This is a genomic window from Enterobacter cloacae complex sp. P24RS, assembly GCF_014982165.1.
GTDB lineage: Bacteria > Pseudomonadota > Gammaproteobacteria > Enterobacterales > Enterobacteriaceae > Enterobacter > Enterobacter quasihormaechei.
In genome coordinates this window covers 211,219-238,079 of the sequence record NZ_JADCKU010000007.1, presented here as the reverse complement: position 1 = coordinate 238,079, position 26,861 = coordinate 211,219, and the positions used below count along the sequence as shown (strand labels likewise).

General features: G+C 56.4%; 24 protein-coding genes. 19 read left to right on the top strand and 5 right to left on the bottom strand.

The genetic code is table 11. From position 1 onward, the window contains the following. Nucleotides 1–149 precede the first annotated feature (149 nt). Nucleotides 150–1,733 (top strand): phosphoethanolamine transferase, encoded by a 1,584-nt coding sequence (locus INF58_RS10260; RefSeq protein WP_193527626.1) that lies wholly within the window; start codon nt 150–152, stop codon nt 1,731–1,733. A 159-nt stretch (nt 1,734–1,892) separates the two neighbouring features. Here INF58_RS10260 and ompX read toward each other — a convergent pair whose 3' ends face one another. Then, on the bottom strand, nt 1,893–2,411 hold the full coding sequence (gene ompX, locus INF58_RS10255; protein WP_003858450.1) for an outer membrane protein OmpX: 519 nt from the start codon (nt 2,409–2,411) through the stop codon (nt 1,893–1,895). A gap of 354 nt (nt 2,412–2,765) precedes the next feature. On the opposite strand from ompX, the gene rhtA reads away from it, so the two are divergent. From rhtA to ybiO, 6 genes are all read left to right on the top strand, one after another. Further along, the gene (rhtA, locus tag INF58_RS10250) at nt 2,766–3,653 is read left to right on the top strand and encodes a threonine/homoserine exporter RhtA (RefSeq protein ID WP_063449278.1); all 888 of its coding nucleotides are present in this window, start codon (nt 2,766–2,768) and stop codon (nt 3,651–3,653) included. Nucleotides 3,654–3,951: 298 nt separating this feature from the next. Continuing rightward, nucleotides 3,952–4,455 carry a DNA starvation/stationary phase protection protein Dps gene (gene dps, locus INF58_RS10245; protein WP_000100801.1) on the top strand — a complete coding sequence of 168 codons (504 nt, stop codon included), beginning with the start codon at nt 3,952–3,954 and terminating at the stop codon, nt 4,453–4,455. A 361-nt stretch (nt 4,456–4,816) separates the two neighbouring features. After that, nucleotides 4,817–5,560: a glutamine ABC transporter substrate-binding protein GlnH gene (gene glnH, locus INF58_RS10240; RefSeq protein ID WP_003858455.1), complete on the top strand. Its 744-nt coding sequence runs from the start codon at nt 4,817–4,819 to the stop codon at nt 5,558–5,560. Between the two features lie 93 nt (nt 5,561–5,653). Then, the gene (gene glnP / locus INF58_RS10235) at nt 5,654–6,313 is read left to right on the top strand and encodes a glutamine ABC transporter permease GlnP (RefSeq protein WP_003858462.1); all 660 of its coding nucleotides are present in this window, start codon (nt 5,654–5,656) and stop codon (nt 6,311–6,313) included. Next, on the top strand, nt 6,310–7,032 hold the full coding sequence (gene glnQ / locus INF58_RS10230; protein WP_193527625.1) for a glutamine ABC transporter ATP-binding protein GlnQ: 723 nt from the start codon (nt 6,310–6,312) through the stop codon (nt 7,030–7,032). The genes glnP and glnQ overlap by 4 nt, the downstream gene beginning before the upstream one ends. Before the next feature lie 120 nt (nt 7,033–7,152). Continuing rightward, nucleotides 7,153–9,363 carry a mechanosensitive channel protein gene (gene ybiO / locus INF58_RS10225; protein ID WP_193527638.1) on the top strand — a complete coding sequence of 737 codons (2,211 nt, stop codon included), beginning with the start codon at nt 7,153–7,155 and terminating at the stop codon, nt 9,361–9,363. A 45-nt stretch (nt 9,364–9,408) separates the two neighbouring features. Here ybiO and rlmF read toward each other — a convergent pair whose 3' ends face one another. Further along, a complete protein-coding gene (gene rlmF / locus INF58_RS10220) occupies nt 9,409–10,320 on the bottom strand; it encodes a 23S rRNA (adenine(1618)-N(6))-methyltransferase RlmF (protein ID WP_063866173.1) in 912 nt (303 codons plus the stop codon). A 241-nt stretch (nt 10,321–10,561) separates the two neighbouring features. On the opposite strand from rlmF, the gene mcbA reads away from it, so the two are divergent. From mcbA to ybiJ, 3 genes are all read left to right on the top strand, one after another. Further along, nucleotides 10,562–10,825 carry a DUF1471 family periplasmic protein McbA gene (gene mcbA / locus INF58_RS10215; RefSeq protein WP_193527637.1) on the top strand — a complete coding sequence of 88 codons (264 nt, stop codon included), beginning with the start codon at nt 10,562–10,564 and terminating at the stop codon, nt 10,823–10,825. Between the two features lie 117 nt (nt 10,826–10,942). Beyond that, nucleotides 10,943–11,209 carry a DksA/TraR family C4-type zinc finger protein gene (locus tag INF58_RS10210; RefSeq protein WP_063449282.1) on the top strand — a complete coding sequence of 89 codons (267 nt, stop codon included), beginning with the start codon at nt 10,943–10,945 and terminating at the stop codon, nt 11,207–11,209. A 285-nt stretch (nt 11,210–11,494) separates the two neighbouring features. Next, nucleotides 11,495–11,755, top strand: coding sequence for a DUF1471 family protein YbiJ (gene ybiJ, locus INF58_RS10205; RefSeq protein WP_107534976.1), 261 nt, complete (start codon nt 11,495–11,497; stop codon nt 11,753–11,755). A gap of 115 nt (nt 11,756–11,870) precedes the next feature. Here the strand turns inward: ybiJ and ybiB are convergent, their stop codons facing one another. After that, a complete protein-coding gene (ybiB, locus tag INF58_RS10200) occupies nt 11,871–12,833 on the bottom strand; it encodes a DNA-binding protein YbiB (protein WP_107534975.1) in 963 nt (320 codons plus the stop codon). A gap of 255 nt (nt 12,834–13,088) precedes the next feature. Between ybiB and INF58_RS10195 the strand changes: the two genes are divergently transcribed. From INF58_RS10195 to INF58_RS10175, 5 genes are all read left to right on the top strand, one after another. Beyond that, nucleotides 13,089–13,625, top strand: a complete 537-nt coding sequence (locus tag INF58_RS10195) for a fimbrial protein (protein WP_063449285.1) — start codon at nt 13,089–13,091, stop codon at nt 13,623–13,625. Nucleotides 13,626–13,694: 69 nt separating this feature from the next. Beyond that, the gene (locus INF58_RS10190) at nt 13,695–14,369 is read left to right on the top strand and encodes a molecular chaperone (protein WP_193527624.1); all 675 of its coding nucleotides are present in this window, start codon (nt 13,695–13,697) and stop codon (nt 14,367–14,369) included. Between the two features lie 24 nt (nt 14,370–14,393). Further along, nucleotides 14,394–16,937 (top strand): fimbria/pilus outer membrane usher protein, encoded by a 2,544-nt coding sequence (locus INF58_RS10185; protein WP_193527623.1) that lies wholly within the window; start codon nt 14,394–14,396, stop codon nt 16,935–16,937. A 22-nt stretch (nt 16,938–16,959) separates the two neighbouring features. Next, nucleotides 16,960–17,949 (top strand): fimbrial protein, encoded by a 990-nt coding sequence (locus INF58_RS10180; protein WP_193527622.1) that lies wholly within the window; start codon nt 16,960–16,962, stop codon nt 17,947–17,949. 5 nt (nt 17,950–17,954) lie between these two features. Continuing rightward, nucleotides 17,955–18,458 carry a fimbrial protein gene (locus INF58_RS10175; protein ID WP_193527621.1) on the top strand — a complete coding sequence of 168 codons (504 nt, stop codon included), beginning with the start codon at nt 17,955–17,957 and terminating at the stop codon, nt 18,456–18,458. On the opposite strand, the gene dinG is transcribed toward INF58_RS10175, so the two are convergent. Together dinG and rhlE are read right to left on the bottom strand one after the other, a co-directional pair. After that, entirely contained in the window at nt 18,445–20,622 is a 2,178-nt protein-coding gene (dinG, locus tag INF58_RS10170; RefSeq protein WP_193527620.1) for an ATP-dependent DNA helicase DinG, read from the bottom strand. The genes INF58_RS10175 and dinG overlap by 14 nt on opposite strands. Before the next feature lie 97 nt (nt 20,623–20,719). Next, nucleotides 20,720–22,096, bottom strand: a complete 1,377-nt coding sequence (gene rhlE / locus INF58_RS10165; RefSeq protein WP_193527619.1) for an ATP-dependent RNA helicase RhlE — start codon at nt 22,094–22,096, stop codon at nt 20,720–20,722. Nucleotides 22,097–22,299: 203 nt separating this feature from the next. Between rhlE and cecR the strand changes: the two genes are divergently transcribed. Genes cecR through INF58_RS10145 form a run of 4 tightly spaced genes read left to right on the top strand, consistent with a single transcriptional unit; the run spans nt 22,300 to nt 26,824 of the window. Next, the gene (cecR, locus tag INF58_RS10160; protein WP_193527618.1) at nt 22,300–22,977 is read left to right on the top strand and encodes a transcriptional regulator CecR; all 678 of its coding nucleotides are present in this window, start codon (nt 22,300–22,302) and stop codon (nt 22,975–22,977) included. Continuing rightward, entirely contained in the window at nt 22,974–23,969 is a 996-nt protein-coding gene (hlyD, locus tag INF58_RS10155; protein WP_193527617.1) for a secretion protein HlyD, read from the top strand. The genes cecR and hlyD overlap by 4 nt, the downstream gene beginning before the upstream one ends. Next, the gene (locus INF58_RS10150) at nt 23,962–25,701 is read left to right on the top strand and encodes an ATP-binding cassette domain-containing protein (protein ID WP_107534967.1); all 1,740 of its coding nucleotides are present in this window, start codon (nt 23,962–23,964) and stop codon (nt 25,699–25,701) included. The genes hlyD and INF58_RS10150 overlap by 8 nt, the downstream gene beginning before the upstream one ends. Next, nucleotides 25,691–26,824, top strand: a complete 1,134-nt coding sequence (locus INF58_RS10145; protein ID WP_193527616.1) for an ABC transporter permease — start codon at nt 25,691–25,693, stop codon at nt 26,822–26,824. The genes INF58_RS10150 and INF58_RS10145 overlap by 11 nt, the downstream gene beginning before the upstream one ends. Nucleotides 26,825–26,861 lie beyond the last annotated feature (37 nt).

Below are 26,861 nucleotides of genomic sequence, written 5' to 3'. Positions count from 1 at the left end.
CCTTACTTCACGCTCGCACTATCTTCTTGCAGCCCTGCATCCTTTGCGGCTCGCTGAAGCGGACCCCTCATTCCCTTTTCACGCACAGTCAGGCAGGCTTTGACCCTTGGCGCCAGGGTGAGCACATGGCGTTTTCGTGATAGCGATCTATGAACGTAACCCTGATTGATACACTTGTTACCCGCAGCCGGGCCTTAAGCCCGTGGACGGGATTCTATTTTTTGCAATCGCTGCTGATTAACTTTGCCCTGGGCTACCCGTTCAGCCTGCTCTATGCCGTCGGATTCACCTGCATCCTTCACCTGCTGTGGCAAAGCGCACCGCGCGTGCAAAAAGTGCTTATCGGGATCTGTTCTCTGGTTGCTGCCGCCTATTTCCCGTTTGGCCAGGCCTATGGCGCGCCGAACTTTAATACCCTGCTGGCGCTACATTCCACCAATATGGAAGAGTCCACGGAGATCCTTACGATCTTCCCGTGGTACAACTACGTGGTTGGCCTTTTCATTTTTGCCCTGGGCGTGATGGCGGTTCGTCGTAAGCCCGTCGAGAAAAAGCGGTGGGGTAAAATTGAAAGCCTGTGCCTGGCCTTTAGCGTGGTGACGTTTTTTGTCGCGCCGGTACAAAACCTGGCCTGGGGCGGCGTGTTTAAGCTGAAAGATACCGGTTATCCGGTGTTTCGCTTCGTTAAAGACGTGGTGGTGAATAACGAGGAAGTGCTCGACGAGCAGGCGCGTACGGCCGAGCTTTCCACAATGAAAGACACCTGGAACGTGCTGGCGGTAAAACCGAAGTATCACACCTACGTGGTGGTGATCGGTGAAAGCGCGCGTCGCGATGCGCTGGGCGCGTTTGGCGGTCACTGGGATAACACGCCTTTTGCCAGCGCCGTCAACGGTACGCTGTTTACCGACTACGTGGCGGCCAGCGGCTCAACGCAAAAATCTCTCGGTCTGACGCTCAACCGCGTCGTGGATGGTAAGCCGCAGTTTCAGGATAATTTTGTCACCCTGGCTAACCGGGCCGGTTTTCAGACGTGGTGGTTCTCCAACCAGGGGCAGATTGGCGAATATGATACCGCCATTGCCAGCATCGCGAAGCGTGCCGACGAGGTACAGTTCCTGAAAAGCGGTGACTTTGAAGCGGATAAAAACACGCAAGATGAAGCGCTGTTGAAAATGACCGCGCAGGTTTTTGCCACCCAGCGCACCCAGCCGCAGCTGATTGTTCTGCACCTGATGGGTTCCCATCCGCAGGCCTGCGACCGCACGAAGGGAAAATACGCAGATTTCGTGCAGTCGAAAGAGACCTCCTGCTACCTATACACCATGACGCAAACCGACGATCTGCTCAGCAAGCTGTACGCACAGCTGCGCAACAGCGGCGACAGCTTCTCAATGGTCTATTTCTCTGACCACGGTCTGGCGTTTAAGGAGCGCGGAAAAGAGGTACAGTATCTGGCCCACGATGACAAATTCCAGCAGAACTTCCAGGTACCGTTTATGGTGCTGTCGAGTGATGACAAAACGCATCGCATCATCAAAGCGCGTCGTTCCGCGAACGATTTCCTGAAATTCTTCTCCCAGTGGACGGGGATTAAGGCGAAAGAGATAAAAAATGATTACCCGTTTATCTCCGGGAAGAAGGGCCCGCCAGTGTACATTACCAACTTTAAGTTACAGAAAGTCGACTATAACCATCTGGGAACGGATATTTTCGATATTAAGAGTAAGTGATCTCTGCCGTCTCGTGCGGACTGATGCCTTCACACTGGCCTCTCCCACCGGAAGAGGCACAAACACTAAAAACGGCAACCTCTGGTTGCCGTTTTGCTTTATCTTCCATAAAAAAAATCCGCCTCATAGGGCGGATTTTTTACTGGCTCACCGAAGTGATTAGAAGCGGTAACCTACGCCCGCAATCCAGGTGCCAACGTCAACGTTGCGGATACGGCTCTGCTCATAGGAGAAGTCCAGAGCAACGTTTTCGATTGGGTTGAACTGCATACCTGCGCCATAGGAGAAACCGTAGTCGCTGTTGCTAGCAGTACGGTTCAGACCCTGGTTTTCGGTCTGCTGGAATTTACCGTAGCCAACACCTACAACACCGTAGATGCTTGCCCAGTCATTCAGGCGGTAAGCAGGACCCGCGGTGATGCCGTAGTACTGACCTTTATTGTAAGAGCCATTTTCAGTACGATCTTTCTCGGTGTAAGTGAAAGAACCGATCACACCCAGCGGGTTGTTGTCTTGCTCGTAACGGTACTTCAGGTTGAAACCGTTGGTTTTGTTCATCACGCCCTGCATATCGCTCTGAGCGTAACCACCAGTTACAGTAGAAGTTGCCGCTACAGCGGTACCTGCGGAAACAGCCAGAACAGCTGCCAGTGCTGAAAGACATGCAATTTTTTTCATAACCACCTCAAATGTGCTTCAAGTAAGTCCGTAAGTTTTAAATATATCAAAAAAATCTGTGAAACTCTTTGTCATTCACGATGTCTAATGCGACCTTTCCTGTAACAGAACATTTCCAGCACCAGCTATCTTGTTCAAATAACTCCAGATTTTCACCTTCAAACGCTAATAGTGCGCGTCATCGCCAGAAAGTTCATCCAGATTATTCCTAATCTTTCAGGCGATAAAAGCATCAACCTTTCCTCATTTTACGGATTTTCCCTGGATTTTTTTCAACAGTAGCTCAACCGTTGCAGCTTATTTCGATTAGACTGCGACTTTTACCTCTTTTGACAAAAATTGACAGGAGAAAGGATGCCTGGTTTACCCCGTAAATCGTCGGTCTGGATGCCGGTGGTAGTCATACTTATCGCGATGATGTCCATTCAAAGCGGCGCGTCGCTGGCAAAATCGCTCTTTCCGCTGGTTGGTGCGCCGGGCGTTACGGCGCTGCGTATCGCGTTAGGCACCCTGATCCTCGTGGTTATCTTTAAGCCCTGGCGGCTACGTTTTAAAAAGGAGCAGCGCCTTCCCCTGCTCTTCTATGGGCTGGCGCTGGGAGGGATGAACTACATGTTCTACCTCTCTATTCAGACTATCCCGCTGGGGATCGCGGTTGCGCTTGAATTTACAGGCCCGCTGGCGGTTGCCCTCTTCTCTTCTCGTCGTCCGGTGGACTTTATCTGGGTCATACTGGCAGTGCTGGGGCTCTGGTTCCTGCTGCCGCTCGGTCAAAGCGTTTCACAGATCGATCTGACGGGGGCTGCTCTTGCGCTGGGCGCGGGGGCTTGCTGGGCGGTGTATATTCTCACTGGCCAGCGTGCGGGGGAAGAGCACGGCCCTGCGACGGTCGCCCTGGGCTCGCTGATTGCCGCCATCATCTTTGTCCCGATCGGCATGGCGCAGGCCACGGATTCGATCTGGCAATGGTCCATCCTGCCGGTTGGGCTGGCGGTCGCCATTCTCTCCACGGCGCTTCCCTACTCTCTGGAGATGATCGCCCTGACGCGGCTGCCTACGCGTATTTTTGGTACGCTCATGAGCATGGAGCCCGCGCTGGCCGCAATCTCCGGCATGATTTTCCTCGGCGAAACCCTGACGCTGGTGCAGACGCTGGCGCTCTGTTCTATTATCGCGGCGTCAATGGGCTCCACCCTGACCATGCGCCCGGAACCAAAAGTTGAAAAAATTGACCTCAACTAGCCCTTAAATTCTGCATGGCTTACCGGCCATGCAGAATAGAGGTCTCGTCGACGCTTCAAATAATTTCTTACAAACTCTTCTATATTGCCAAAATATTTCAGCTGCCCGCCTTGTCTGGGAAGGAATTAAGATTGATCTGCATCAATTTATATAAAATATATAAAAGTCAGTAAGTTAAAACTTCAACCAACCTTTCGCTATTAAACCAATAGGCAGAGCCAAACCGCAGGGAAAAAATCCGGTGCTATACTTAATCCCGTAATTACTTGGGACACAAACATCAAGAGGATATGAGATTATGAGTACCGCTAAACTGGTGAAAACGAAAGCGTCTAATCTGCTTTATACCCGTAACGATGTATCGGATAGCGATAAAAAAGCGACCATTGAGTTGCTGAATCGCCAGGTGGTCCAGTTCATCGATCTTTCGCTGATCACCAAGCAGGCCCACTGGAATATGCGCGGTGCAAACTTTATTGCCGTTCATGAAATGCTGGATGGCTTCCGCACAGCACTGGTGACTCACCTGGATACCATGGCCGAACGCGCCGTACAGCTGGGCGGTGTGGCACTGGGTACCACGCAGGTGATCAACAGCAAAACGCCACTGAAAAGCTATCCGCTGGATATCCATACCGTTCAGGATCACCTGAAAGAGCTGGCGGACCGTTACGCGATCGTCGCGAACGACGTGCGTAAAGCGATTGGCGAAGCGAAAGATGAAGACACTGCGGATATCTTCACCGCTGCCTCCCGCGACCTGGATCAGTTCCTGTGGTTTATCGAGTCCAACATCGAATAATCCCTGCGGATTGTCTGAATAACCCTCGCCCCCGGCGGGGGTTTTGCACATTTATGGTGCGCACTTTTGCCCGCAATGGCCGCAAAAGTGAATAAAATGTAATAATCACCTCACACAACCGTTAACGGAAGATTGTTTTTTCGTCAGATTCTGCGCTAAATATCCCCCTGTCAGAAGACCTTAACGAAGCGCACCAAAACGGTGCTCCATTCTGGTGCAACATGACAGGATTGCCACGCTTTTTGTGCAATGCGTGACATCATCCCCTTTGCAAAACAACAGCTTGTAAAACTGGCATGATTTTTTCATTGTGCCAGAGGTTCTCGCAGGGGATCGCCCCGTGGATATAAAAGGAAATGCTATGAAGTCTGTATTAAAAGTTTCACTGGCTGCACTTACCCTGGCGTTTGCGGTGTCCTCGCAGGCCGCCGACAAACTTGTTGTGGCGACTGACACGGCGTTCGTACCGTTTGAATTCAAACAGGGTGACAAATACGTTGGTTTTGACGTCGATCTGTGGGCCGCTGTCGCAAAAGAACTCAAGCTGGATTACACCCTGAAGCCAATGGACTTCAGCGGCATCATCCCGGCGCTGCAAACTAAAAACGTTGACCTGGCGCTGGCGGGCATCACCATCACCGAAGAACGTAAAAAAGCGATCGACTTCTCTGACGGCTACTACAAAAGCGGCCTGCTGGTGATGGTAAAAGCGGATAACAACGACGTCAAAAGCGTGAAAGATCTCGACGGTAAAGTGGTCGCCGTGAAGAGCGGCACCGGTTCCGTGGATTACGCGAAAGCCAACATCAAAACCAAAGACCTGCGCCAGTTCCCGAACATCGACAACGCGTATATGGAACTGGGCACCAACCGCGCTGACGCGGTGCTGCACGACACGCCTAACATCCTGTACTTCATCAAAACCGCAGGTAACGGCAAGTTCAAAGCGGTAGGCGATTCTCTGGAAGCACAGCAGTACGGTATTGCGTTCCCGAAAGGCAGCGACGACCTGCGTAATAAAGTGAACGGCGCGCTGAAAACCCTGAAAGAGAACGGCACCTATAACGAAATCTACAAAAAATGGTTCGGTACCGAGCCTAAATAACTTCACCTGAACTCAGGTTTGTAACGCCCGGTGGCGCTCACGCGCGCCGGGCCTACGTTTTTCGTTTTTCACCACGGTATACAGGAATACATCATGCAGTTTGACTGGAGCGCCATCTGGCCTGCCATTCCTCTCTTGCTTGAAGGCGCTAAAATGACCCTGTGGATTTCGGTCCTCGGTCTGGTTGGCGGGTTGATTATCGGTCTGGTGGCCGGTTTCGCTCGTACCTACGGCGGCTGGATTGCAAACCACATCGCACTGGTTTTCATCGAAGTGATCCGCGGCACCCCCATTGTGGTGCAGGTCATGTTTATCTACTTCGCCCTGCCGATGGCCTTCACCGACCTGCGCATCGACCCGTTCAGCGCAGCCGTTGTCACCATCATGATCAACTCCGGCGCCTACATTGCGGAAATCACCCGCGGCGCGGTGCTGTCGATTCATAAAGGCTTCAGCGAAGCCGGTCTGGCGTTAGGCCTTTCCCGTCGCGAAACCATCCGTCACGTGATACTGCCGCTGGCGCTGCGCCGCATGCTGCCGCCGCTGGGTAACCAGTGGATCATCAGCATTAAAGACACCTCGCTGTTTATTGTTATCGGCGTGGCCGAGCTGACCCGTCAGGGCCAGGAGATCATCGCGGGTAACTTCCGCGCCCTGGAAATCTGGAGTGCGGTCGCCGTTGTCTACCTGATTATCACGCTTGTCCTGAGCTTTGTTCTGCGTCGTCTTGAAAGAAGGATGAAAATCCTGTGATTGAATTTAAAAACGTTTCCAAGCACTTCGGCCCAACCCAGGTGCTGCACAATATCGATTTGAACATCAGGCAGGGCGAAGTGGTGGTGATCATCGGGCCGTCCGGTTCCGGTAAATCCACCCTGCTGCGCTGCATTAACAAGCTCGAGGAGATCACCAGCGGCGATCTGTTCGTCGATGGCCTGAAGGTTAACGATCCGAAAGTGGACGAGCGCCTGATCCGCCAGGAAGCGGGCATGGTATTCCAGCAGTTCTACCTGTTCCCGCACCTGACGGCGCTGGAAAACGTCATGTTTGGCCCCCTGCGCGTGCGCGGAGCCAGCAAAGCGGCGGCGGAAACGCTGGCCAAAGATCTGCTGGCGAAAGTGGGTCTGGCAGAGCGTGCCCACCACTACCCGTCAGAGCTGTCCGGCGGCCAGCAGCAGCGCGTGGCCATTGCCCGTGCGCTGGCGGTGAAGCCAAAGATGATGCTGTTTGATGAGCCCACGTCCGCGCTCGACCCGGAGTTGCGTCACGAAGTACTGAAAGTGATGCAGGATCTGGCGGAAGAAGGCATGACGATGGTGATCGTGACCCACGAAATCGGCTTTGCCGAAAAAGTGGCGTCTCGTCTGATCTTCATTGATAAGGGCCGTATCGCGGAAGACGGCAATCCGCAGGCGCTGATTGCGAACCCACCGAGCCAGCGTCTCCAGGAATTCCTGCAACACGTCTCCTGATAGCCACACACTGAGCCGGGCATGCCCGGCTTTTTTACGCCGGATTGTTCCCAAAAACTCCCCTCCGCGTCTCGCCCTCTATACTTATCATTTTGCACGATATTTTTGTCGGAGGACGCCGTGCCGTGGATCCTGTTACTCCTGTTTAGCCTGTTTAGCGCGCCATCGCTCGCTGTAACCATTCCCGGCGTCACCACCGGAGCCACCGCCACCCAGCAAAATGCGGCCCCAGAACCGGACGCTGAAAAGAAAAAAGCCGCCTACAGCGCGCTTGCCGACGTGCTTGAGAACGACACGTCCCGGCAGGAGCTGATCGATCAGCTGAGGAAGGTGGCCGCCACGCCGCCTCAGGATCCGGTTCCGACCATAGCACCGCCGGAAGTCGAAGAAGAAAAGACGGTGCTGGAAAACGTCACCGACATCAGCCGCCGCTACGGGGAAGCCCTGTCGTCGCGTTTTGCCCAGCTCTATCGCAACCTGATTGGCACCTCGCATAAGCCTTTTAACCCCCACACCTTCTCCGCAGCCGCCACGCAGTTTTCTATTCTGGCGGGTGCGGTATTTATCTTTTACTGGCTGCTGCGCCTGTGCGTCTGGCCGCTCTACCGGAAGATGGGCCAGTGGGGGCGTAAAAAGAATCAGCATAAAAGCAGCTGGCTGCATCTCCCGGCCATGATTACCGGGGCCTTTATCATCGATTTGCTGCTGCTGGCGCTGACGCTGTTTGTCGGTCAGCTGCTGGCCGACCGTCTTAATACCGGGAATAAAACCATCGCCTTCCAGCAGGGGCTGTTCCTGAACGCCTTTGCCCTGATCGAGTTCTTTAAGGCGCTGCTGCGGCTAATATTCTGCCCGAACGTGCCGGATCTTCGCCCCTTCGCCATTCAGGATCGGAGCGCTAAATACTGGGCGGTGCGGCTGAGCGTGCTGAGCGGGTTGATCGGCTACGGCCTGCTGGTCGCCGTGCCGATTATCTCCAACCAGGTGAACGTACAGTTCGGGGCGCTGGCGAACGTGCTGATCATGCTCTGCATTACCGTCTGGGCGCTGTACCTCATCTTCCACAATAAAAAGGCCATCACCGACAGCCTGCTGAACCTGGCCGATCGCTCCCTCTCCTTTTTCAGCCTGTTTATTCGGGCCTTTGCGCTGGTATGGCACTGGCTGGCCAGCGCCTATTTTATCGTGCTGTGCTTCTTCTCCCTGTTCGATCCAGGCAACAGCCTGAAATTTATGATGGGGGCGACGTTCAAAAGCCTGGCGATTATCGGCATAGCGGCATTTGTTTCTGGCCTGCTTTCCCGCTGGCTGTCGAAAACCATCACCCTGTCGCCGCAGGTTCAGCGGAATTACCCGGAGCTGCAAAAACGGGTTAATGGCTGGACGTCAGTGTCGCTGAAGGTGGCGCGCATTCTGACCGTCTGCGTGGCCATCATGCTGCTGCTGAACGCGTGGGGCCTGTTTGACTTCTGGAACTGGCTGCATAACGGCGCGGGGGAAAAAACCGTCGATATTCTTATTCGTATCGCGCTGATCCTGTTCTTCTCCGCCGTGGGCTGGACGCTGCTGGCAAGCCTTATTGAGAACCGGCTGGTGTCGGATGTTCACGGCAGGCCGCTGCCGAGCGCCCGCGCCCGCACGCTGCTGACCCTGTGCCGCAACGCGCTGGCGGTGATCATCAGTACCATCACTATCATGATTGTGCTGTCGGAAATCGGGGTCAATATCGCCCCGCTGCTGGCAGGTGCCGGTGCCCTGGGGCTGGCGATCTCCTTCGGCTCACAGACGCTGGTTAAAGATATTATCACCGGTGTTTTCATCCAGTTTGAGAACGGGATGAACACCGGTGATCTGGTGACCATCGGACCGCTCACCGGCACGGTGGAGCGGATGTCCATTCGTTCGGTAGGCGTGCGTCAGGATACCGGGGCGTACCACATTATTCCGTGGTCATCGATCACCACCTTTGCCAACTTTGTGCGCGGCATTGGTTCGGTGGTGGCGAATTACGACGTCGATCGTCACGAGGATGCCGATAAGGCGAAGCAGGCGCTGCGCGATGCGGTGAGCGAGCTGATGGAGATGGAGGATATTCGCGGGCTGGTGATTGGCGAGCCGTCGTTCGCGGGCATCGTCGGGCTGACGAACACCGCCTTTACCCTGCGCGTGTCGTTCACCACCCAGCCGCTAAAACAGTGGACAGTGCGCTTTGCCCTCGACAGCATGGTGAAAAAACACTTCGATCTGGCGAACGTGAGAGCGCCGGTGCAGACGTATCAGGTATTGTCGCCGCCCGCTTCGCCGCTCCCTCCGCAGGAGCCGACGCTGTAACCGAGCCGGGTGGCGGCTTCGCCTAACCCGGCCTACGATGGGGTGCTATTTGCGGCGTTTGTTATCGTCCATAAAGGTCCAGGCGATAAAGCGGCTCTGTTTCTGGCCCTGCGCCATCTCTTTTTTGACGACCTTCACCGCACCGACGTCGGTAAGCGCACGGTAAAGCGGCGGCAGGTTATCGCCACGGGAGACCAGCGTGGTAAACCATTTCACCTGGCGACCGAAGCCTTTACTCTCGGCAATCATGCGCAGAATGAAGGCCACTTCCCCGCCCTCGCACCACAGCTCCTGCTGCTGGCCGCCAAAGTTTAGCGCGCCATCTTCAGCCTGACCCAGGTTACGCCGCTTGCGTTCGCTTCCCGCCCGTGCGGAGGCGGCGGAGTCGTGGAACGGCGGGTTGCACAGGGTGGCATCATAATTTTCGTTCTTGTGAATAATGCCGTTGAAAATAGCAGCCGCATCCTTCTGACGACGCAGGCGAACGGCTCGGCTTAACCCCGGGTTAGCGTTAATAATGGCCTGCGCGCTGGCGAACGCTTCGTTACCGATCTCGCTGCCGGTAAATCGCCACTGGTACTCATGCGCGCCTATCAGGGGATAGATCAGGTTTGCGCCGGTACCGATATCAAGAACGGTAGCCTGTTTCGGCACTACGCCATCGTGGTCCTCCGCCAGCAGATCGGCAAGGTGGTGGACGTAATCCGCACGCCCCGGCACCGGCGGGCAGAGAAAGCCTTCAGGGATGTCCCAGTGCGTAACGCCATAAAAATGGGCCAGCAGCGCTTTGTTCAGCGTTTTAACCGCCAGCGGATCGGCGAAGTTGACCGACGGTTCACCGGCTGGGGTCTGAACGATAAAATCCTGCAACTCAGGGCAGCTCTGGCACAGGGCTTTCATGTCGTAGCGGCTACGGTGGCGGTTACGCGGGTGCAATCCCGGCTTTTGGGAAGTCATGGCATTCTCCTTTAAACAGCCGCGTAAGATACCCTGTGACGGCGCGGGGGTAAATATCTCTCTGAGCCGCACAAAAAAACGACAAAAATCAGCCACCTGTATGTCTATGATCTGTCAGCAAATTGTCAGTATTTATCGTTCAAAAAACACGCAGATCATCATCAAATTTTTGCGTTAAATCACACTCGTCAGGCTTCTAAACTAAAAAGGAATCACCTGTTGTTTCCCTGAGGATGTGATGATGAAAACGTATCTGACCTTTATTATTGCGGGTGCGCTGGCAGGCGCATCATTCTCTGCCTGGTCCGTTCAGCCTCTGACCGACAGCACCGACACCGGCCAGCTACGCGCTGCCGGGACTGTCTCCGTCAGCCGGGCAAGCAACCTTGATGACCTTCAGGACAAGCTGGCCGAAAAAGCCCGTCAGGAAGGGTCTAAAGGCTTCGTGGTAAATGCCGCCGGTGGCGATAACCATATGTACGGCACCGCGACTATCTATAAATAACCTACCTCCTTCCGGACTGCATCCGTCCTGCGGATGCAGTTCTCTTTCTCTGCGCCTTGACTGTGCGTTTTTTAACCCCATATTGATAATATGGCTTTAACCACTCAGGGGAACAGTATGGCTTCCGGTTGGGCGAATGACGACGCCGTTAACGAACAGATCAACAGTACCATTGAAGATGCGGTCGCGCGTGCTCGCGGCGAAATTCCGCGCGGCGAAAGCTTGACGGAATGCGAAGAGTGCGGGGAACCCATTCCCGAGGCACGGCGTAAAGCCATTCCCGGCGTACGGCTTTGCATCGCCTGCCAGCAGGAGAAAGATTCAAAAAACGCTTCACATTCAGGATATAATCGCAGAGGATCGAAAGACAGCCAGTTACGTTGACTTTCCTTTACCGAAGCTAACCCCACTTGCCGCTTCCTTTACGCTCACGACTTTTAGCGAAGCGCGTAGCAAAACGTGCCCTTGTCATCCGTTCTGTAAAGCGCTTCAGCAAGAAGTGTAAATCGTGCGTATGAATTTATTAATAATCAATAAGTTATTTGTCATTCAAATTTTTTGAGCAACCACGTCAATTCTCTTCGATTTTATCTCTCGCAAAAAAGCGTGATACTTATCACATCGACGGAACATCGTCCCCTTAACAGAATAACCTGCGAGAATTTAGCCATGAAAACGATCAAATATGCTGTTGCTGCTGTTGCCCTGTCCGCCCTCTCTTTCGGCGCTTTCGCTGTAGAGCCTGTTTCTTCTACTCAGGCACAGAATCTGAATAAAATCGGTGTGGTGAGTGCAGAAGGCGCAACCACGCTGGACGGTCTGGAAGCAAAACTGGCTGAGAAAGCAGCGGCTGCCGGCGCAAGTGGATACACCATTACCTCCGCTAACGGTAATAACAAACTGAGCGGTACTGCGGTTATCTACAAATAATCGAACGAATTTTGCTCCACCCTCACCCTCCCTCTGGTGAGATGCTCCAACCCTCATTGACCCTGTTGTTGTTACCCTTTGTTTGCCCGTCCGCCACTGGACGGGCTTTTTTTATTTAAAAGGACTGCGCCACGCGCTGCATTCCGGCTTCTACCGTTTCCACTTCTCCCGTAGCCAGCAGGCAGCAGGCCATTTGCAGCCGGATCGACTGCGGAACCGGCACCTTTCCGGCCAGACACTGCACGATCCAGTGCGCGGTAACCTGCGGATCTTTCGATTCAGGCAGAATGACATCGCTGCTTTCTTCCCCACGTTCAAGCACAACGCGGGTCCCGGCAGGCTCAATGAGCATCATCTGCGGACATCGCTGGGGATTGGCGTAAACCTCCCCTTCGGTTCCATGCATCAGCAGCGCCCGCCCACCGATTTCGGCAAAGAATTGCCCGACGCGCGTCACGTACTCCGGATGGGAGACGCTGGAAAGACGCAGCGCGGCGTCTTCGGCAAACGGCGTCACCAGCTTTGCCAGCGTGTGAGCGCTGTTACGTACGCCCATGCGCCAGCGCATGTCCAGCTGCTTTTCCAGCGGCGGGCAGAGCGCACTCACGGGGATATAGACCGGCTGGTTCCCTTCCAGCTTTGCCTGCGCCTGGCCGGCATGGAGGGTCGGTTCGATGCCTAACAACTCAAGTATGGTTTCTGTCAGCACGCGCGTCGGATCTTCGCTCACGCCATGGACCACCACCGGGAAACCGAGCTTCTGCAACAGAATAGCCAGCAGCGGCGTGAGGTTTGCCTGTTTACGCGCGCCGTTATAGGTCGGGATCACAATCGGCATCGGCTTCGTGACGGGCGGGGTTAAGCGCATTGTCTGCGACTGCATGGCCTCATAAAAGCCGCGCATCTCCGCCTCACCTTCCCCTTTAATACGCAGCGCAATCAGTATGCCGCCCATTTCCAGTTCCGGCACGTCGCCATTCAGCATGTGCGTGTACAACGCACGGGCTGTTTCCTGGTCCAGATCGCGAGCGTGGTTTTTTCCACGCCCTACCTCTTTGATAATTTTGCGGTAATCCACGACATTTCTCCTGACTGCATCATCTTGTTAACAATATAGCCCTGATGACTGGCTGGCCGTTAGTTTTTTATCAGGCAAGGCAACCTTCTGTTTTGATGATAAAAAATAAACACAACCTTTTTTTCAATTATTTGTGATTTCTATGGCTAATTCATAACCATACATTTTTTGATTAAATAACCCACGAAAAGTCATTAAGGGTCAACGGTGAAACGTCCAGGCAACGTTCTCGCCAGAAACATATCAGGATTTGCTATGAACAAGGTTGCTTTAGGTTTAATCATCGCCGCAGCGGTGGGATGTTCTGCATCCACGTTTGCGGCAACAAACGGTGAAGGACAAATAAACTTCACCGGTGAAATTATCGATTCGGCTTGTCAGGTCGTGAATGGATTAAGTAATCCATTAAATGTGCAGTTGGGTAAAGTGTCTAAAACGGTATTTACCGGTGCAGGCTCTACCAGCACCTTAACGCGGTTTGATATTAAGTTAACGAATTGCCCTGACACGGTCACCTCCGCTGCGATTAATTTCGGCGGTAAGCCGGATGCGAATAACAATTCAACGCTTGCCTTAACGCCAGATACCGATGCGGCGACGGGCGTGGCGATTCAGCTGGTGGATGCGTCCGAGCAGCCGGTCAGCCTGTATACACCGTCGCAGCAGTATCAATTAACCTCCGGTACGGCGGTTAACGATCTGGAGTTCGGCGCGCGCTATATTCAAACCGGCGCGGCAATTACCGCAGGCCCCGCTAACTCTGTATCGACCTTCACCGTTATTTATAACTGATCTTATCAATCCGGAGAGAGTAATGCTTTTGCGAGCATTACTCTCTCCTCTATTAATTGAGAAATCTTTATGCGCCACGGTTATTTACTGAGCACGCTTTTACTGGTAGCCGCCACTTCACATGCAGGCGTCATTATTAATGGCACCCGGCTGGTCTATCAGGGAGATAAGAAGGAATCTTCTCTTGGTCTTTCAAATCCAGATGCGACGGATTATCTGGTGCAGTCCTGGGTCGATTCCGGCGGTAAAAACCAGGCCAAAGCCCCGTTCCTGATCACCCCGCCGCTTTTCCGTCTGGATGCGCAGGAAGATAACGTTCTGCGCGTGGTGCGTACGGGCGGAAATTTACCGGAAGACAGGGAATCCCTGTACTGGTTGAACATTAAAGCGATCCCTTCCTCAAAGCACGTTGAGGGCGTGAATACGCTGCAAATTGCAATCAACACCCGCATTAAACTGCTGTATCGCCCGTCTGCGGTAAAAGGCCGACCGGAAGATGTGGCCGATAAACTTGAATGGCATCGCGAAGGCAACGACCTGGTGGTGAATAACCCTACGCCCTTCTATATGAATTTCCAGACCGTCACGCTGAACGGTCAGAAAGTCACGAAAGCGACCTGGGCCGTTCCGAAAACGGAAACGCATTTTGCCTTACCGGGTAATGTCGGGGGCTCGAACGTGACGTATTCCATTATTACTGATTACGGCAGCATCAGCCATACGTTGTCGAAATCCGTTCATTAATACTTCCCCGGTAATAAAATAATCATGTACAGCGATAAAAAGCCGTTCACCTGCCGAATTTCATCACTGCTGGTCATTCTTTGTGGCCTGGCAATGGCGATCTTTGCCCAGCAGGTAATGGCTGATGATTATTTTAACCCTGCCCTGCTGGATATTGATAATCCCCAGCAGGGAAAAACCGATCTGTCCGTTTATGAAAAAGGGCCCGGCCAGGCACCGGGAAAATATGAGGTCGCGGTGTTTATCAATAATAATAAAATTGATACCCGCAACGTGACCTTTACGCTTGAGAAAGATCCGCAGGGCAACGGCACGCTGCAACCTTGTTTTAGCCTGGACGATTTAAAAAGCCTCGGTATCAAGACCAAAAAATTTCCGCAGCTGATGGCCAAAGGCCAGTGCGCCAATTTACGCGTCATCCCTGCGGCATCCGCAACCTTTCGCGTTCGCAACCAGCAGCTGCTGCTGAGCATTCCCCAAACGGCGCTGGGCCAGGTGCCTCGCGGTTACATTGACCCGAAAGCGTTTGACGAAGGCATCACTGCGGGCCTGCTTAACTACAGCGCAAATGCCAGCCACAGCCGTGCACGCCAGCACGGCGAGCAGGATAACAGCAGCCAGTACGTTAACCTGCGTCCGGGTTTGAACGTTGGCGCATGGCGCGTTCGCAACTATTCCACCTGGAATCGCAGCACCACGGGTAAGGAGGAGGAGCAAAAATTCACCTCCGTTTATACCTATGCGCAGCGCGATATTGTGGCGATGAAAAGCGACATCACCGTCGGCCAGAGCTCATCGCCTGCCGATGTTTTTGACAGCGTGCCCTACACCGGCGTGGAGCTGAAATCCGACAACGACATGCTGCCGGACAGTGAGAAAGGCTATGCGCCCATTATTCGCGGCACCGCCCACAGCAACGCGCTGGTGGTGGTTCGCCAGAACGGCTACGTCATTTATCAAAACACGGTCGCGCCGGGCGCGTTCGAAATTAACGATCTTTATCCCACCGGAAGCAGCGGCGACCTCCAGGTGACCGTGAAAGAGACCGACGGCAGCGAAAGCCATTTCGTGGTGCCGTTTGCCTCCGTGCCGGTATTGCAGCGTGAGAAAAACCTGCGCTACAGCGTGACCGCCGGGCGCTATCGTTCTTATGACAAAGACGTGGAAAAGTCCCCGTTTGCCCAGGGGAGCGCCATCTACGGTTTACCCTACGGTGTTACCGCCTACGGTGGCGTGCAGCAGAGCAGCCATTATCAGTCTCAGGCGGTCGGCGTCGGGAAAAACATGGGCGATTTAGGCGCCTTCTCGATTGACGTCACCCGTGCCAAAGCCCTGCTGAAAAAACAGCAGGCCAGCAAAGGCCAGTCGTGGCGCGTGCGCTACAGCAAAGATATCGTCCGCTCGGGCACTAACTTCTCGCTGGCCGGCTATCGCTATAACAGCAAAGGGTTTTACACCCTGGAAGACACCATGGAGTCCTATACCCGCGCTGACGACTGGTCTGCACCGCAGCAGCGCCGCGCCCGCACCGAAGCCACCGTTGACCAGACGCTGCCAGAAGGCTGGGGGTCCCTGACCCTGAGCCTGGTGAAAGAGACCTACTGGAGTCAGAGCCAGAACATGACCTCCGTGAGCGTCAGCTACAACAACAGCTGGCACGGCGTGAGCTACAGCCTCAGCTACAGCATGAACAAAAACACCAACGACAGTGACGAAGACGGCAATGAGGTGACGAACGATAACCAGTTCGCGCTGAGCGTCTCGGTTCCGCTGGATCGCTGGATGCATAACACCTGGGCCACCTACAACCTGAACAACACCAAAGAGGGCACCACGCAGAACATCGGTCTGAACGGTACGGCCCTGAAAGAGGACAACCTGAACTGGAATATTCAGGAAGGGCTGAGCAGTACCGGCAGCGGTAACTCCACCAGCCTTAACGCCGATTACAAAGCAACGTACGGCGAACTGAGCGGCGGCGTCAGTCAGGATAAATATCAGCAGAGCGTGAACGTCGGGCTACAGGGCGGCGTGGTGGCCCACGCCAACGGGATAACCCTGAGCCAGCCGCTCGGTGAAACCATCGCGCTGGTGAAAGCACCGGGCACGCACGGGACGCACATTACTAACCAGACAGGCGTTGAAACCGACTTCCGCGGCTACACCGTCGTGCCGTTCGTCACCGCGTACCGCCACAACACCATTGCGCTGGATACCGAAACGCTGCCGGACGACGCCGACGTCACCCACGCGGCGCAGATCGTCACCCCAACCCGCGGGGCCGTGGTGCGCGCCAGCTTTAACACCCGCGTGGGCAACCGCGTACTGATGACGCTCACGCACAACGGCAAACCGCTGCCGTTCGGCGCGACGGTCACCACGGAGGATAAGGACAGCGAATTTATCGTCGGTAATGACGGCCAGACCTATCTCTCAGGTTTGCCGCAGCAGGGGCATCTCGCCGTTTCCTGGGGACAGGACGCGAGCGAGCGCTGCATCGCTGACTATGCGCTAACGGATGAGAAAGAGAAAACCAGCATCATTAACGCTGCCGCGCAGTGTCACTGATCCACCGTTCAGGCTAACGATTATGCAAATGATTAAACAGTGCTTTTTCTTACTGGTTCTCGGGACCGCGGCGTTATTTATGCCGCACGCGAAGGCAACCTGTACGTCGTCCGATTTGCCCCGGCAGATTAACGTCGCCGCCATCTCCGTCTCCAGCACCCTGCCCGTGGGCGCCACTATCCCGGGTACGGAACAAACCGTTCACGTGGCGGGTAACTGCTATAACCCTTCTGACTACGGGCTGCCGATTGTGGCGTGCTACTACGGCTCGGGTCTCGAAATACCGGGGCTCTCCGGCGTTTATGAGTCGGGCGTTGAGGGCGTTGGCGTGGCGCTGATGAATGATAAAGGTCAGCGAATTACCGGCGCGGGCGGCATGTACTGTAATTCCACCGCCACGCCGCTCGGGTTTGTCTCAACGGACTCCAGCGAGGCGTTCAATTTTAACGTGACGCTGGAGCTGGTTAAAACGAGCAATACGGTGAAATCCGGTTCGCTTTCTCAGGCGCAGTCAAAGTTTGGCATCGGCGTTTATCAACATGAAGGCATCAGCGATCCGAACACCCTTTCCTATGCCGGGAACGTTGAACTTCAGAACGTGACCTGCTCCGTCCTGCCGAAAAACCTGTCCGTAAACCTGGGCGATTTCCCGGTGAGCGATTTTGTCAGCGTCGGGATGCTGTCAAGTCCGGCGCAAAACTTTGACGTTACGGTGAACTGCAACAGCACCGTGCAGCCAGAGGTTAAGGTCACCAGCGCCAACGGCTATGAATCGGCGTTCGAAGGGGTGCTTAAGCTCACGCAGCAGACCGGCGTGGCAACCGGCGTCGGGGTGAGAATGCTGTTTGATGACCATATCGCCACCTTTGATACCTATGTGAACACGCAAAGCGAGGCCATTGCCAACGAAACGCTGGTGATCCCGTTTGAGGTTCGTTACGAGCAGGTCAGCGATGTTGTTACGCCAGGACCTGCCAACACCGTTGCCACCATTACCCTCGCCTATAAGTGACCGACATGAAAAAGCGTATTGCGATTCTGGCGCTGGGGCTGATCGCCCAAGCTCACGCCGACGATATCCAGATCCAGATGAACGGGAATATTTACGCCAACACCTGCATCATTGACAGCGCCAGCCGCAACCTGACGGTAGATTTAGGCCAGGCGGTGTCGGGCAGTTTTAAAGACGTGGGGGATACCGGCGAGTGGAAAGACTTTTCGCTCTCGGTGTCGCACTGCCCGGCCACGCTTGCGCTTGCCACGGCCTATTTCTACGGCCAGGCCGACAGCGTGCACCCGACGAAATTCGCCAATATCGGCAGCGCAAAAGGGCTGGCGCTGGAGCTGGCCGACCGTCAGGACAAGATCCTGATTGCCCCGCAGGCCGCCTTTAACGCCGCCATTAACCCGAGCGATCATACGGCCACGTTCCCACTGTCCGCACGCTACTACGCCACGGCCATGCCCGTCACCGCCGGCACGTTCAGCAGCGTGATTCAGGTGACCTTCACTTACCAGTAGGACCGCGCCCCTTAGCACGGATGCTTTTCCTGCGCCCGGCGGCCAGTTTTGCCGGGCGTTTTTTTACCTCCGGCACCTCCGGCTGCTCAATCGGGAAGATCGGCAGCGCGTTCAGCAGCCGCTGACCATAGCTTTTGGTGAGCAGACGCTTGTCATAGATCACCACTTCCCCCCAGCAGCCGTGACTACGAATCAGACGCCCCACCTGCTGGATCAGGTTAAACGAGGCGGCGGGCAGGCTTTGCACCTCAAACGGATAGCGGTTGAGGCTTTTCAGCCACTCGCCCTCGGTGATCACCACCGGACTGTCGATGGGCGGGAAGGCGATTTTATGGATATGCACCTGCGTCAGGTAATCTCCCTTCAAATCCAGCCCTTCAGCAAAGGACTGTAGCCCCACCAGCACGCTGCGCTCGCCGCTGTCGATGCGCTTGCGATGGGTTTCCACCAGCCGGTAACGGGGCTGGTCGCCCTGCACCAGCAGGAGTAAACGCAGATCGGTGACGTGCTCCAGGAAGCGCTGCATCGCCCGTCCGCTGGCAAACAGCACCAGCATGCCGGGGTATTTTTTGCTCTCGACCTGCTCGCGGAAGTAGGCCGCCATCTCCGCAATATGCTGCTCTTCGTTGTCGATGAGCGGCTCGTACTGCATGCGTGGAATGACCAGCTTGCCCTGCTCGCAGTGGTTGAACGGCGAGTCCAGCGCCACAAAGCGGTCGCCCGCTTTCTCTTTCAGGCCGCTCATCTCCTGCAACCGTGAAAAACTGTTCAGGGAGCGCAGGGTCGCCGACGTCACCACCACGTGCGGCACGCTGCGCCAGATGAGCTTTTCCAGCTGATCGGCCACGCGGATGCCCACGCAGTGGAAGACCAGATGGGCCTGCCCGTCCCGCACCTCGCGGGTGGCCCATTTGGTGACCGGTGCGCCCGATGCCTGCGCCATGGAGGCCAGCCGCCAGAGCTTGCTCTGGGCTTCAAACATGACCAGCGCGCGGTTCATTTGCAGCAGAATGCGGTGCAGACGCACCACGTCATGGCTACCGGTTTTCTCGCTGAGATCGTTTAAGAACATCTCCGCCAGCCCGCGCAGCTTTTCGAGGTACTTCGCCAGCTGCTGGCAAATGTCCATCACCTCTTCCGGCAGCTCCCCCATCGCAAAGCGGTGTTCCGCTTCCTGGGCGGCGGGAAGATAGAGGTTGAGGATGTTATTGAGCGAAGAGATAAGGCCGTACACCTCTTCGCAGTGCTCGCTCAGCCGCTCCGGGACCGCCAGCGGCGGCGTGGTTTTCGGGCGGAATTGCTCCATGCAGGTCGCCACCAGCTTGCAGAACAGATCCAGCTGAAGACGAAACCACGGGGCGGTGATTTCTGCGCTCATCTCCAGCGCATCCCGCGCCACGTCAGGCAGATGGTGGCCTTCATCAAGCACCAGCAGCAGGTTTTTCGGCTCCGGCAGCACCGCCTCACTCTCCAGCGCGGCCATGACCAGCGCATGGTTGGCGACAACCACCTCCGCTTCCTGAATTTCACGTCGGGCGACGAAGAATGGGCATTCCCGGTAGTAGTGACAGTTGCGGTTCAGGCAGCTGGCTTTATCGGTGCTGAGCCTGCGCCACAGGTCGTCGCCGATCGCCTGGCTGGTGTGATCCCGCAGGCCGTCCCACTTGTAGCCATCAAGATCGGCCTTCAGCTTTGCGCACTGCTCCTGCTCCGCCTTGTTATTGGGCGTCAGCTCGTCATCAAGAAACGCGAGCAGATCCTGCTGCGAGGGCTCGCTGCTGGCCAGTGCCGCCAGATTGCGCGGGCAGACATACCGCCCGCGCCCAAAGGCGGCAGTGAAGCGAAGATCGGGGATGATTTTGCGCAGCAGCGGCAAATCTTTGCTGAAGATCTGATCCTGCAAGGCCACGTTCGCGGTGCTGACCACAAGCGTTTTGTCTTCTTCCCGCGCGATGGCGATGCCGGGAATGAGATACGACAGGGTTTTCCCGACGCCGGTCGGGGCTTCAATCGCCAGATGTCGCCCGTCGTCCCCGGCGAGCGTTTTTGCCACATCGGCAATCATCTGCCGCTGCGGCGCTCGGGGGATAAAGTCGGGGATCTGCTGCTGTAGCGCCTTATACCAGGCGCCTATTTGCGCTTTCAGCGCGGCGGTTAAAGCCATTGGAAAACCTGAAATACTGTATAAACAGCCACTATTGTGGCACTTTCTCTTCGCCGTCGCAAAAAGAAAAGCCCGGCTTTACGACCGGGCTTCCAGATTACTGCGGGTTAGCAGGCTTGCGCGGACGGCGTCGGCGCTGCCCCTCGCCTGCCGGTTTACCTTCACCGCTGCGCCACGGGTTTTCACCGGCCGGTTTGCCGTCGTTATTACGACGCGGCGGCTTGCCCGCGGATTTTGGCGCGCCGCCTTCGGAACGACGCGGCTGCTGGCCGCGACCGCCCTGACCGCGACCGCCGCCCTGACGACCGTTCTGAATCGGCTCGGCTTTGATTGACGGGTCAACTTCATATCCCGGGGTTTCGATGCGCGGGATCTCTTTCTTCAGCAGGCGTTCAATGTCGCGCAGCAGTTTGTGTTCATCCACGCAAACCAGAGAGAGCGCTTCACCGGTGGCCGCCGCACGGCCGGTACGACCGATACGGTGAACGTAATCTTCCGGGACGTTTGGCAGCTCGTAGTTCACCACGTGCGGCAGCTCTTCAATATCGAGGCCACGGGCAGCGATGTCGGTCGCCACCAGCACGCGAATATCGCCAGATTTGAAGTCCGCCAGCGCGCGGGTACGCGCACCCTGGCTCTTGTTGCCGTGGATCGCCGCGCTGCGGATGCCGTCTTTATTCAGCTGTTCCGCCAGATGGTTGGCGCCGTGCTTGGTGCGGGTAAAGACCAGCACCTGCTGCCAGTTGCCCTGACCGATCATCTGGGAGAGCAGCTCCCGCTTGCGCTTCTTATCAACGAAGTGCACGTGCTGCGTCACCTGTTCGGAGGCGGTGTTGCGGCGCGCCACTTCCACTTCCAGCGGGTTATGCAGCAGCTTTTCCGCCAGCGCCTTGATCTCATCGGAGAAGGTCGCGGAGAACAGCAGGTTCTGGCGACGCGCCGGCAGCTTGGCCAGCACGCGGCGAATGTCGTGAATAAAGCCCATATCCAGCATGCGATCGGCTTCATCCAGCACCAGGATTTCAATGCTGTCGAGCTTCACGGCGTTCTGGTGCTCCAGATCCAGCAGACGACCCGGCGTTGCCACCAGTACGTCCACGCCGCCGCGCAGCTTCATCATCTGTGGGTTAATGCTCACCCCGCCGAACACCACCAGCGAGCGAATATTGAGGTAGCGGCTGTACTCACGCACGTTCTCGCCAATCTGGGCTGCCAGCTCGCGGGTTGGGGTGAGGATCAGCGCGCGCACCGGACGGCGTCCTTTGGCGTGCGGCTGGTTTTTTACCAGCAGCTCTAGCAGCGGCAGGGTAAAGCCCGCAGTCTTACCGGTACCGGTCTGCGCGCTGGCCATCAGGTCACGGCCCTGCAACACGGCCGGAATGGCCTGCTGCTGGATAGGGGTTGGCTCAACGTAGCCCTGCTCTGCGATGGCGCGCAGAATTTCCGGGTTCAGACCAAGGGAATCAAAAGACATAAAAACTCCGAACCGCCCCGACCATCACAGGTGTAGTTTTCAGGGAGATATAACGAATAAGAGGACAAAAACCACAATGTCGCGAAGGTGCGGAGTGTAGCAGCTTTTGTGACGTGGCGCATAAATATCCCCGGTGATGGCTCGACGTTTGCGGAAATCAGGCATAATCTTAATCAATCGATTGATTAATTTTTAATGACGCTATGAATACAACCCCAACGACGACCAAAGGCGAACAGGCGAAAAGTCAGCTGATTGCCGCCGCGCTGGCACAGTTTGGCGAGTATGGTCTGCATGCCACCACGCGGGATATCGCCGCCCAGGCCGGGCAGAATATTGCGGCCATTACCTACTATTTTGGTTCAAAAGAGGATTTATATCTCGCCTGCGCCCAGTGGATCGCGGATTTTATCGACACCAGCTTTCGTCCGCACGTGGAAGAGGCCACCGCGTTATTCAGCCAGCCAGAGCCGGACCGGGCGACCATCCGCCAGCTGATCCTTAACGCCTGCCACAATATGATCCGCCTGCTGACGCACGACGATACGCTGAACCTGAGCAAATTTATCTCCCGCGAGCAGCTCTCCCCCACTGCCGCCTACCAGCTGGTGCACGATCAGGTGATCGCCCCGATGCATAGCCATCTGACCCGGCTGATCGCCGCCTATACCGGACGGGACGCCGGCGATACCGACACCATTTTGCATACCCACGCCCTGCTGGGCGAAGTGCTCGCCTTCCGTCTGGGGCGCGAGACCATCCTGTTACGTACGGGCTGGACACAGTTCGATGAGGATAAAGCCGGGCAAATTAGCCAGGTCATTACCTGTCACGTTGATCTTATCCTGCAAGGCTTAACGCAAAGGAGCCATAAGTCATGAAAAAACCTGTCGCCATCATACTGGTGGTTGTTGTTTTGCTTGCTGCGGGAATCGGCGGCTGGCTGTGGTATCAGAGCCAGCAGGATCGCGGCCTGACGCTGTACGGCAACGTGGATATCCGCACCGTGAATATGAGCTTCCGCGTTGGCGGGCGTCTCACCTCGCTGAGCGTTGACGAAGGCGACGCCATCAAAGCCGGGCAGACGCTGGGGATGCTGGACAAAGCCCCGTTTGAGAACGCGCTGATGCAGGCAAAAGCAGGCGTCTCCGTCGCCCAGGCGCAGTACGACCTGATGCTGGCGGGCTATCGTGACGAAGAGATCTCCCAGGCGGCGGCTGCCGTTAAGCAGGCCAAAGCCGCCTATGACTACGCGCAGAACTTCTACAACCGCCAGCAGGGGTTGTGGAAAAGCCGCACCATTTCCGCCAACGACCTGGAAAACGCGCGTTCATCCCGTGACCAGGCGCAGGCGACGCTGAAATCGGCACAGGATAAGCTCAGCCAGTACCGCTCCGGTAACCGCGCGCAAGACATCGCCCAGGCGAAGGCCAGCCTCGAGCAGGCGCAGGCGCAGTTAGCCCAGGCGGAGCTGGATCTGCACGATACCACGCTCATCGCCCCGTCTGACGGCACGCTGATGACCCGCGCCGTGGAGCCGGGCAGCATGCTCAGCGCAGGCAGCACCGTGTTGACGCTGTCCTTAACCCGTCCGGTCTGGGTGCGGGCCTACATTGATGAACCGAATCTCGGCCAGATGCAGCCGGGCCGCGAGCTGCTGCTCTATACCGACGGTCGCCCGGACAAGCCGTATCACGGTAAAGTGGGCTTCGTCTCCCCTACCGCCGAATTCACGCCGAAGACCGTTGAAACGCCGGACATGCGCACCGACCTGGTGTACCGCCTGCGCATCATCGTCACCGACGCGGACGACGCGCTGCGTCAGGGCATGCCTGTTACCGTGACCTTAAACGACGGGGAACGACATGAATGATGCGGTTATCCAGCTCAATAATCTGGTCAAACGCTTCCCGGGAATGGACAAACCGGCGGTCGCACCGCTGAACTGCACCATTCAGAAAGGCTATGTGACCGGGCTGGTGGGGCCGGACGGCGCGGGTAAAACCACGCTGATGCGGATGCTGGCGGGCTTACTGAAGCCGGACGAGGGATCGGCCCGCGTGCTTGGCCTCGATCCGATCAAAGACGACGCGGCGCTCCACGGCATACTCGGCTATATGCCGCAGAAGTTTGGCCTGTACGAAGATCTGACGGTAATGGAAAACCTCAATCTGTACGCCGACCTGCGCAGCGTCACCGGCGAAACCCGGCAGAAAACCTTTGCCCGACTGCTCGAATTTACCTCCCTCGGCCCGTTCACCGACCGGCTGGCGGGCAAGCTTTCCGGCGGGATGAAGCAGAAGCTGGGGCTGGCCTGTACGCTGGTGGGCGAGCCAAAAGTGCTGCTGCTGGATGAACCCGGCGTGGGCGTGGACCCGATTTCCCGCCGCGAGCTGTGGCAGATGGTGCACGAGCTGGCGGGTGACGGCATGCTGATCCTCTGGAGCACCTCTTACCTTGATGAAGCGGAGCAGTGCCGCGACGTGCTGCTGATGAACGAAGGCGAACTGCTCTATCAGGGCGAGCCCACCGAGCTGACGCACACCATGGCCGGGCGAAGTTTTCTGCTGCATAGTCCGCAGGAGTCCAACCGCACGCTGCTGCAACGGGTGCTGAAGCTGCCGCAGATCAGCGACGGCATGATTCAGGGCCGCTCGGTGCGCGTGATCCTCAGCAAAGAGGCGACCGCCGAGAGTATCCGCCAGGCGCAGGGGATGCCTGAGATTGAGATGCAGGAAACCGCCCCGCGCTTTGAAGATGCGTTTATCGACCTTCTGGGCGGGGCGGGAACCTCAGAATCACCGCTTGGCGCCATTCTGCACACGGTGGAAGGCACACCGGGCGAAACGGTCATCGAGGCGAAATCGCTGACCAAAAAATTCGGCGATTTCGCCGCCACCGATAACGTCAATTTTGCCGTGAAGCGTGGCGAGATTTTCGGCCTGCTCGGGCCGAACGGGGCGGGAAAATCCACCACCTTTAAAATGATGTGCGGCCTGCTGGTGCCGACGTCCGGCAAAGCATTGGTGCTGGACATGGATCTTAAAGTCAGCTCCGGCAAGGCGCGCCAGCATCTGGGCTATATGGCGCAGAAGTTTTCGCTCTACGGCAACCTGACGGTTGAGCAAAATCTGCGATTTTTCTCCGGCGTCTACGGCCTGCGGGGGCGGGCGCAGAACGAGAAAATCGACCGCATGTGCGAGGCCTTCGGTCTGACCGATATCGCGTCACACGCTACCGACGCGCTGCCGCTTGGCTTCAAGCAGCGGCTGGCGCTGGCCTGCTCACTGATGCACGAGCCGGATATCCTGTTTCTTGATGAACCCACGTCAGGCGTGGACCCCCTCACCCGCCGCGAATTCTGGCTGCATATCAACAGCATGGTGGAAAAAGGCGTGACCGTGATGGTCACCACCCACTTTATGGATGAGGCGGAATACTGCGACCGCATCGGGCTGGTCTATCGCGGCAAGCTGATTGCCCACGGCACGCCGGACGACCTGAAAGCGCAGGCCGCCGACGACGCACAGCCAGACCCGACCATGGAGCAGGCTTTTATCACCCTCATCCACGACTGGGATAAGGAGAATGCTCATGCGCAGTAACGCCCTTTCCTGGCGCCGGGTGCGCGCCCTGTGCATCAAAGAAACGCGGCAGATCGTGCGCGATCCCAGCAGCTGGCTGATTGCGGTGGTGATCCCCCTGCTGCTGCTGTTTATCTTTGGCTACGGGATTAACCTCGACTCCAGCAAGCTGCGGGTCGGGATTTTGCTGGAGCAGCAGAGCGAAGAGGCGCTGGACTTCACCCACGCCATGACCGGCTCGCCTTACATCGACGCCACCATCAGCGACAGCCGGCAGGAACTGATCCAGAAAATGCAGGCCGGGAAAATTCGCGGCCTGATCGTCATCCCGGTGGATTTTGCCGCCAACATGGCGCGCCCGGGCGCCGATGCGCCGATCCAGGTAATTACCGACGGCAGCGAGCCGAACACCGCCAACTTCGTGCAGGGCTATGCGGAGGGGATCTGGCAGCTGTGGCAGATGCAGCGCGCCGAAGACCGGGGGGAGACGTTTGAACCGCTGATTGACGTGCAGACGCGCTACTGGTTTAACCCCGCCGCCATCAGCCAGCACTTTATTATTCCGGGGGCGGTGACCATCATCATGACGGTGATTGGCGCGATCCTCACCTCGCTGGTCATCGCCCGCGAGTGGGAGCGCGGCACCATGGAGGCGCTGCTTTCAACCGAAGTGACGCGCGTCGAGCTTTTGCTCTGTAAGCTTATCCCCTACTACTTTCTCGGCATGCTGGCGATGCTGCTGTGCATGCTGGTCGCCGTCTTTATCCTCGGCGTGCCGTACCGCGGCTCGCTGGTGGTGCTGTTCTTTATTACCAGCCTGTTTTTACTGAGCACGCTGGGGATGGGCCTGTTAATTTCCACCATCACTCGCAACCAGTTTAACGCCGCGCAGGTGGCGCTGAACGCGGCTTTTCTGCCGTCGATTATGCTCTCCGGGTTTATCTTCCAGATAGACAGCATGCCGGCGGTGATCCGCGCCGTGACCTACATCATTCCGGCGCGCTACTTTGTCAGCACCCTGCAAAGCCTGTTCCTGGCGGGGAATATCCCGGTGGTACTGATTATCAACACCCTGTTTTTGCTGGCGTCGGCGGTGATGTTTATCGGCCTGACGTGGATGAAAACGAAAAGAAGATTAGATTAGCCATCGGATTTTGTAGGTCGGGTAAGCGCAAGCGCCA

Bases quoted from the DNA above. Each gene is read 5' to 3' on its own strand.
- INF58_RS10260 (WP_193527626.1), top strand. From the start codon at position 150: ATGAACGTAACCCTGATTGATACACTTGTTACCCGCAGCCGGGCCTTA.
- ompX (WP_003858450.1), bottom strand. From the start codon at position 2,411: ATGAAAAAAATTGCATGTCTTTCAGCACTGGCAGCTGTTCTGGCTGTT.
- rhtA (WP_063449278.1), top strand. From the start codon at position 2,766: ATGCCTGGTTTACCCCGTAAATCGTCGGTCTGGATGCCGGTGGTAGTC.
- dps (WP_000100801.1), top strand. From the start codon at position 3,952: ATGAGTACCGCTAAACTGGTGAAAACGAAAGCGTCTAATCTGCTTTAT.
- glnH (WP_003858455.1), top strand. From the start codon at position 4,817: ATGAAGTCTGTATTAAAAGTTTCACTGGCTGCACTTACCCTGGCGTTT.
- glnP (WP_003858462.1), top strand. From the start codon at position 5,654: ATGCAGTTTGACTGGAGCGCCATCTGGCCTGCCATTCCTCTCTTGCTT.
- rlmF (WP_063866173.1), bottom strand. From the start codon at position 10,320: ATGACTTCCCAAAAGCCGGGATTGCACCCGCGTAACCGCCACCGTAGC.
- mcbA (WP_193527637.1), top strand. From the start codon at position 10,562: ATGAAAACGTATCTGACCTTTATTATTGCGGGTGCGCTGGCAGGCGCA.
- INF58_RS10210 (WP_063449282.1), top strand. From the start codon at position 10,943: ATGGCTTCCGGTTGGGCGAATGACGACGCCGTTAACGAACAGATCAAC.
- ybiJ (WP_107534976.1), top strand. From the start codon at position 11,495: ATGAAAACGATCAAATATGCTGTTGCTGCTGTTGCCCTGTCCGCCCTC.
- INF58_RS10195 (WP_063449285.1), top strand. From the start codon at position 13,089: ATGAACAAGGTTGCTTTAGGTTTAATCATCGCCGCAGCGGTGGGATGT.
- INF58_RS10190 (WP_193527624.1), top strand. From the start codon at position 13,695: ATGCGCCACGGTTATTTACTGAGCACGCTTTTACTGGTAGCCGCCACT.
- INF58_RS10185 (WP_193527623.1), top strand. From the start codon at position 14,394: ATGTACAGCGATAAAAAGCCGTTCACCTGCCGAATTTCATCACTGCTG.
- INF58_RS10180 (WP_193527622.1), top strand. From the start codon at position 16,960: ATGCAAATGATTAAACAGTGCTTTTTCTTACTGGTTCTCGGGACCGCG.
- INF58_RS10175 (WP_193527621.1), top strand. From the start codon at position 17,955: ATGAAAAAGCGTATTGCGATTCTGGCGCTGGGGCTGATCGCCCAAGCT.
- dinG (WP_193527620.1), bottom strand. From the start codon at position 20,622: ATGGCTTTAACCGCCGCGCTGAAAGCGCAAATAGGCGCCTGGTATAAG.
- rhlE (WP_193527619.1), bottom strand. From the start codon at position 22,096: ATGTCTTTTGATTCCCTTGGTCTGAACCCGGAAATTCTGCGCGCCATC.
- cecR (WP_193527618.1), top strand. From the start codon at position 22,300: ATGAATACAACCCCAACGACGACCAAAGGCGAACAGGCGAAAAGTCAG.
- hlyD (WP_193527617.1), top strand. From the start codon at position 22,974: ATGAAAAAACCTGTCGCCATCATACTGGTGGTTGTTGTTTTGCTTGCT.
- INF58_RS10150 (WP_107534967.1), top strand. From the start codon at position 23,962: ATGAATGATGCGGTTATCCAGCTCAATAATCTGGTCAAACGCTTCCCG.
- INF58_RS10145 (WP_193527616.1), top strand. From the start codon at position 25,691: ATGCGCAGTAACGCCCTTTCCTGGCGCCGGGTGCGCGCCCTGTGCATC.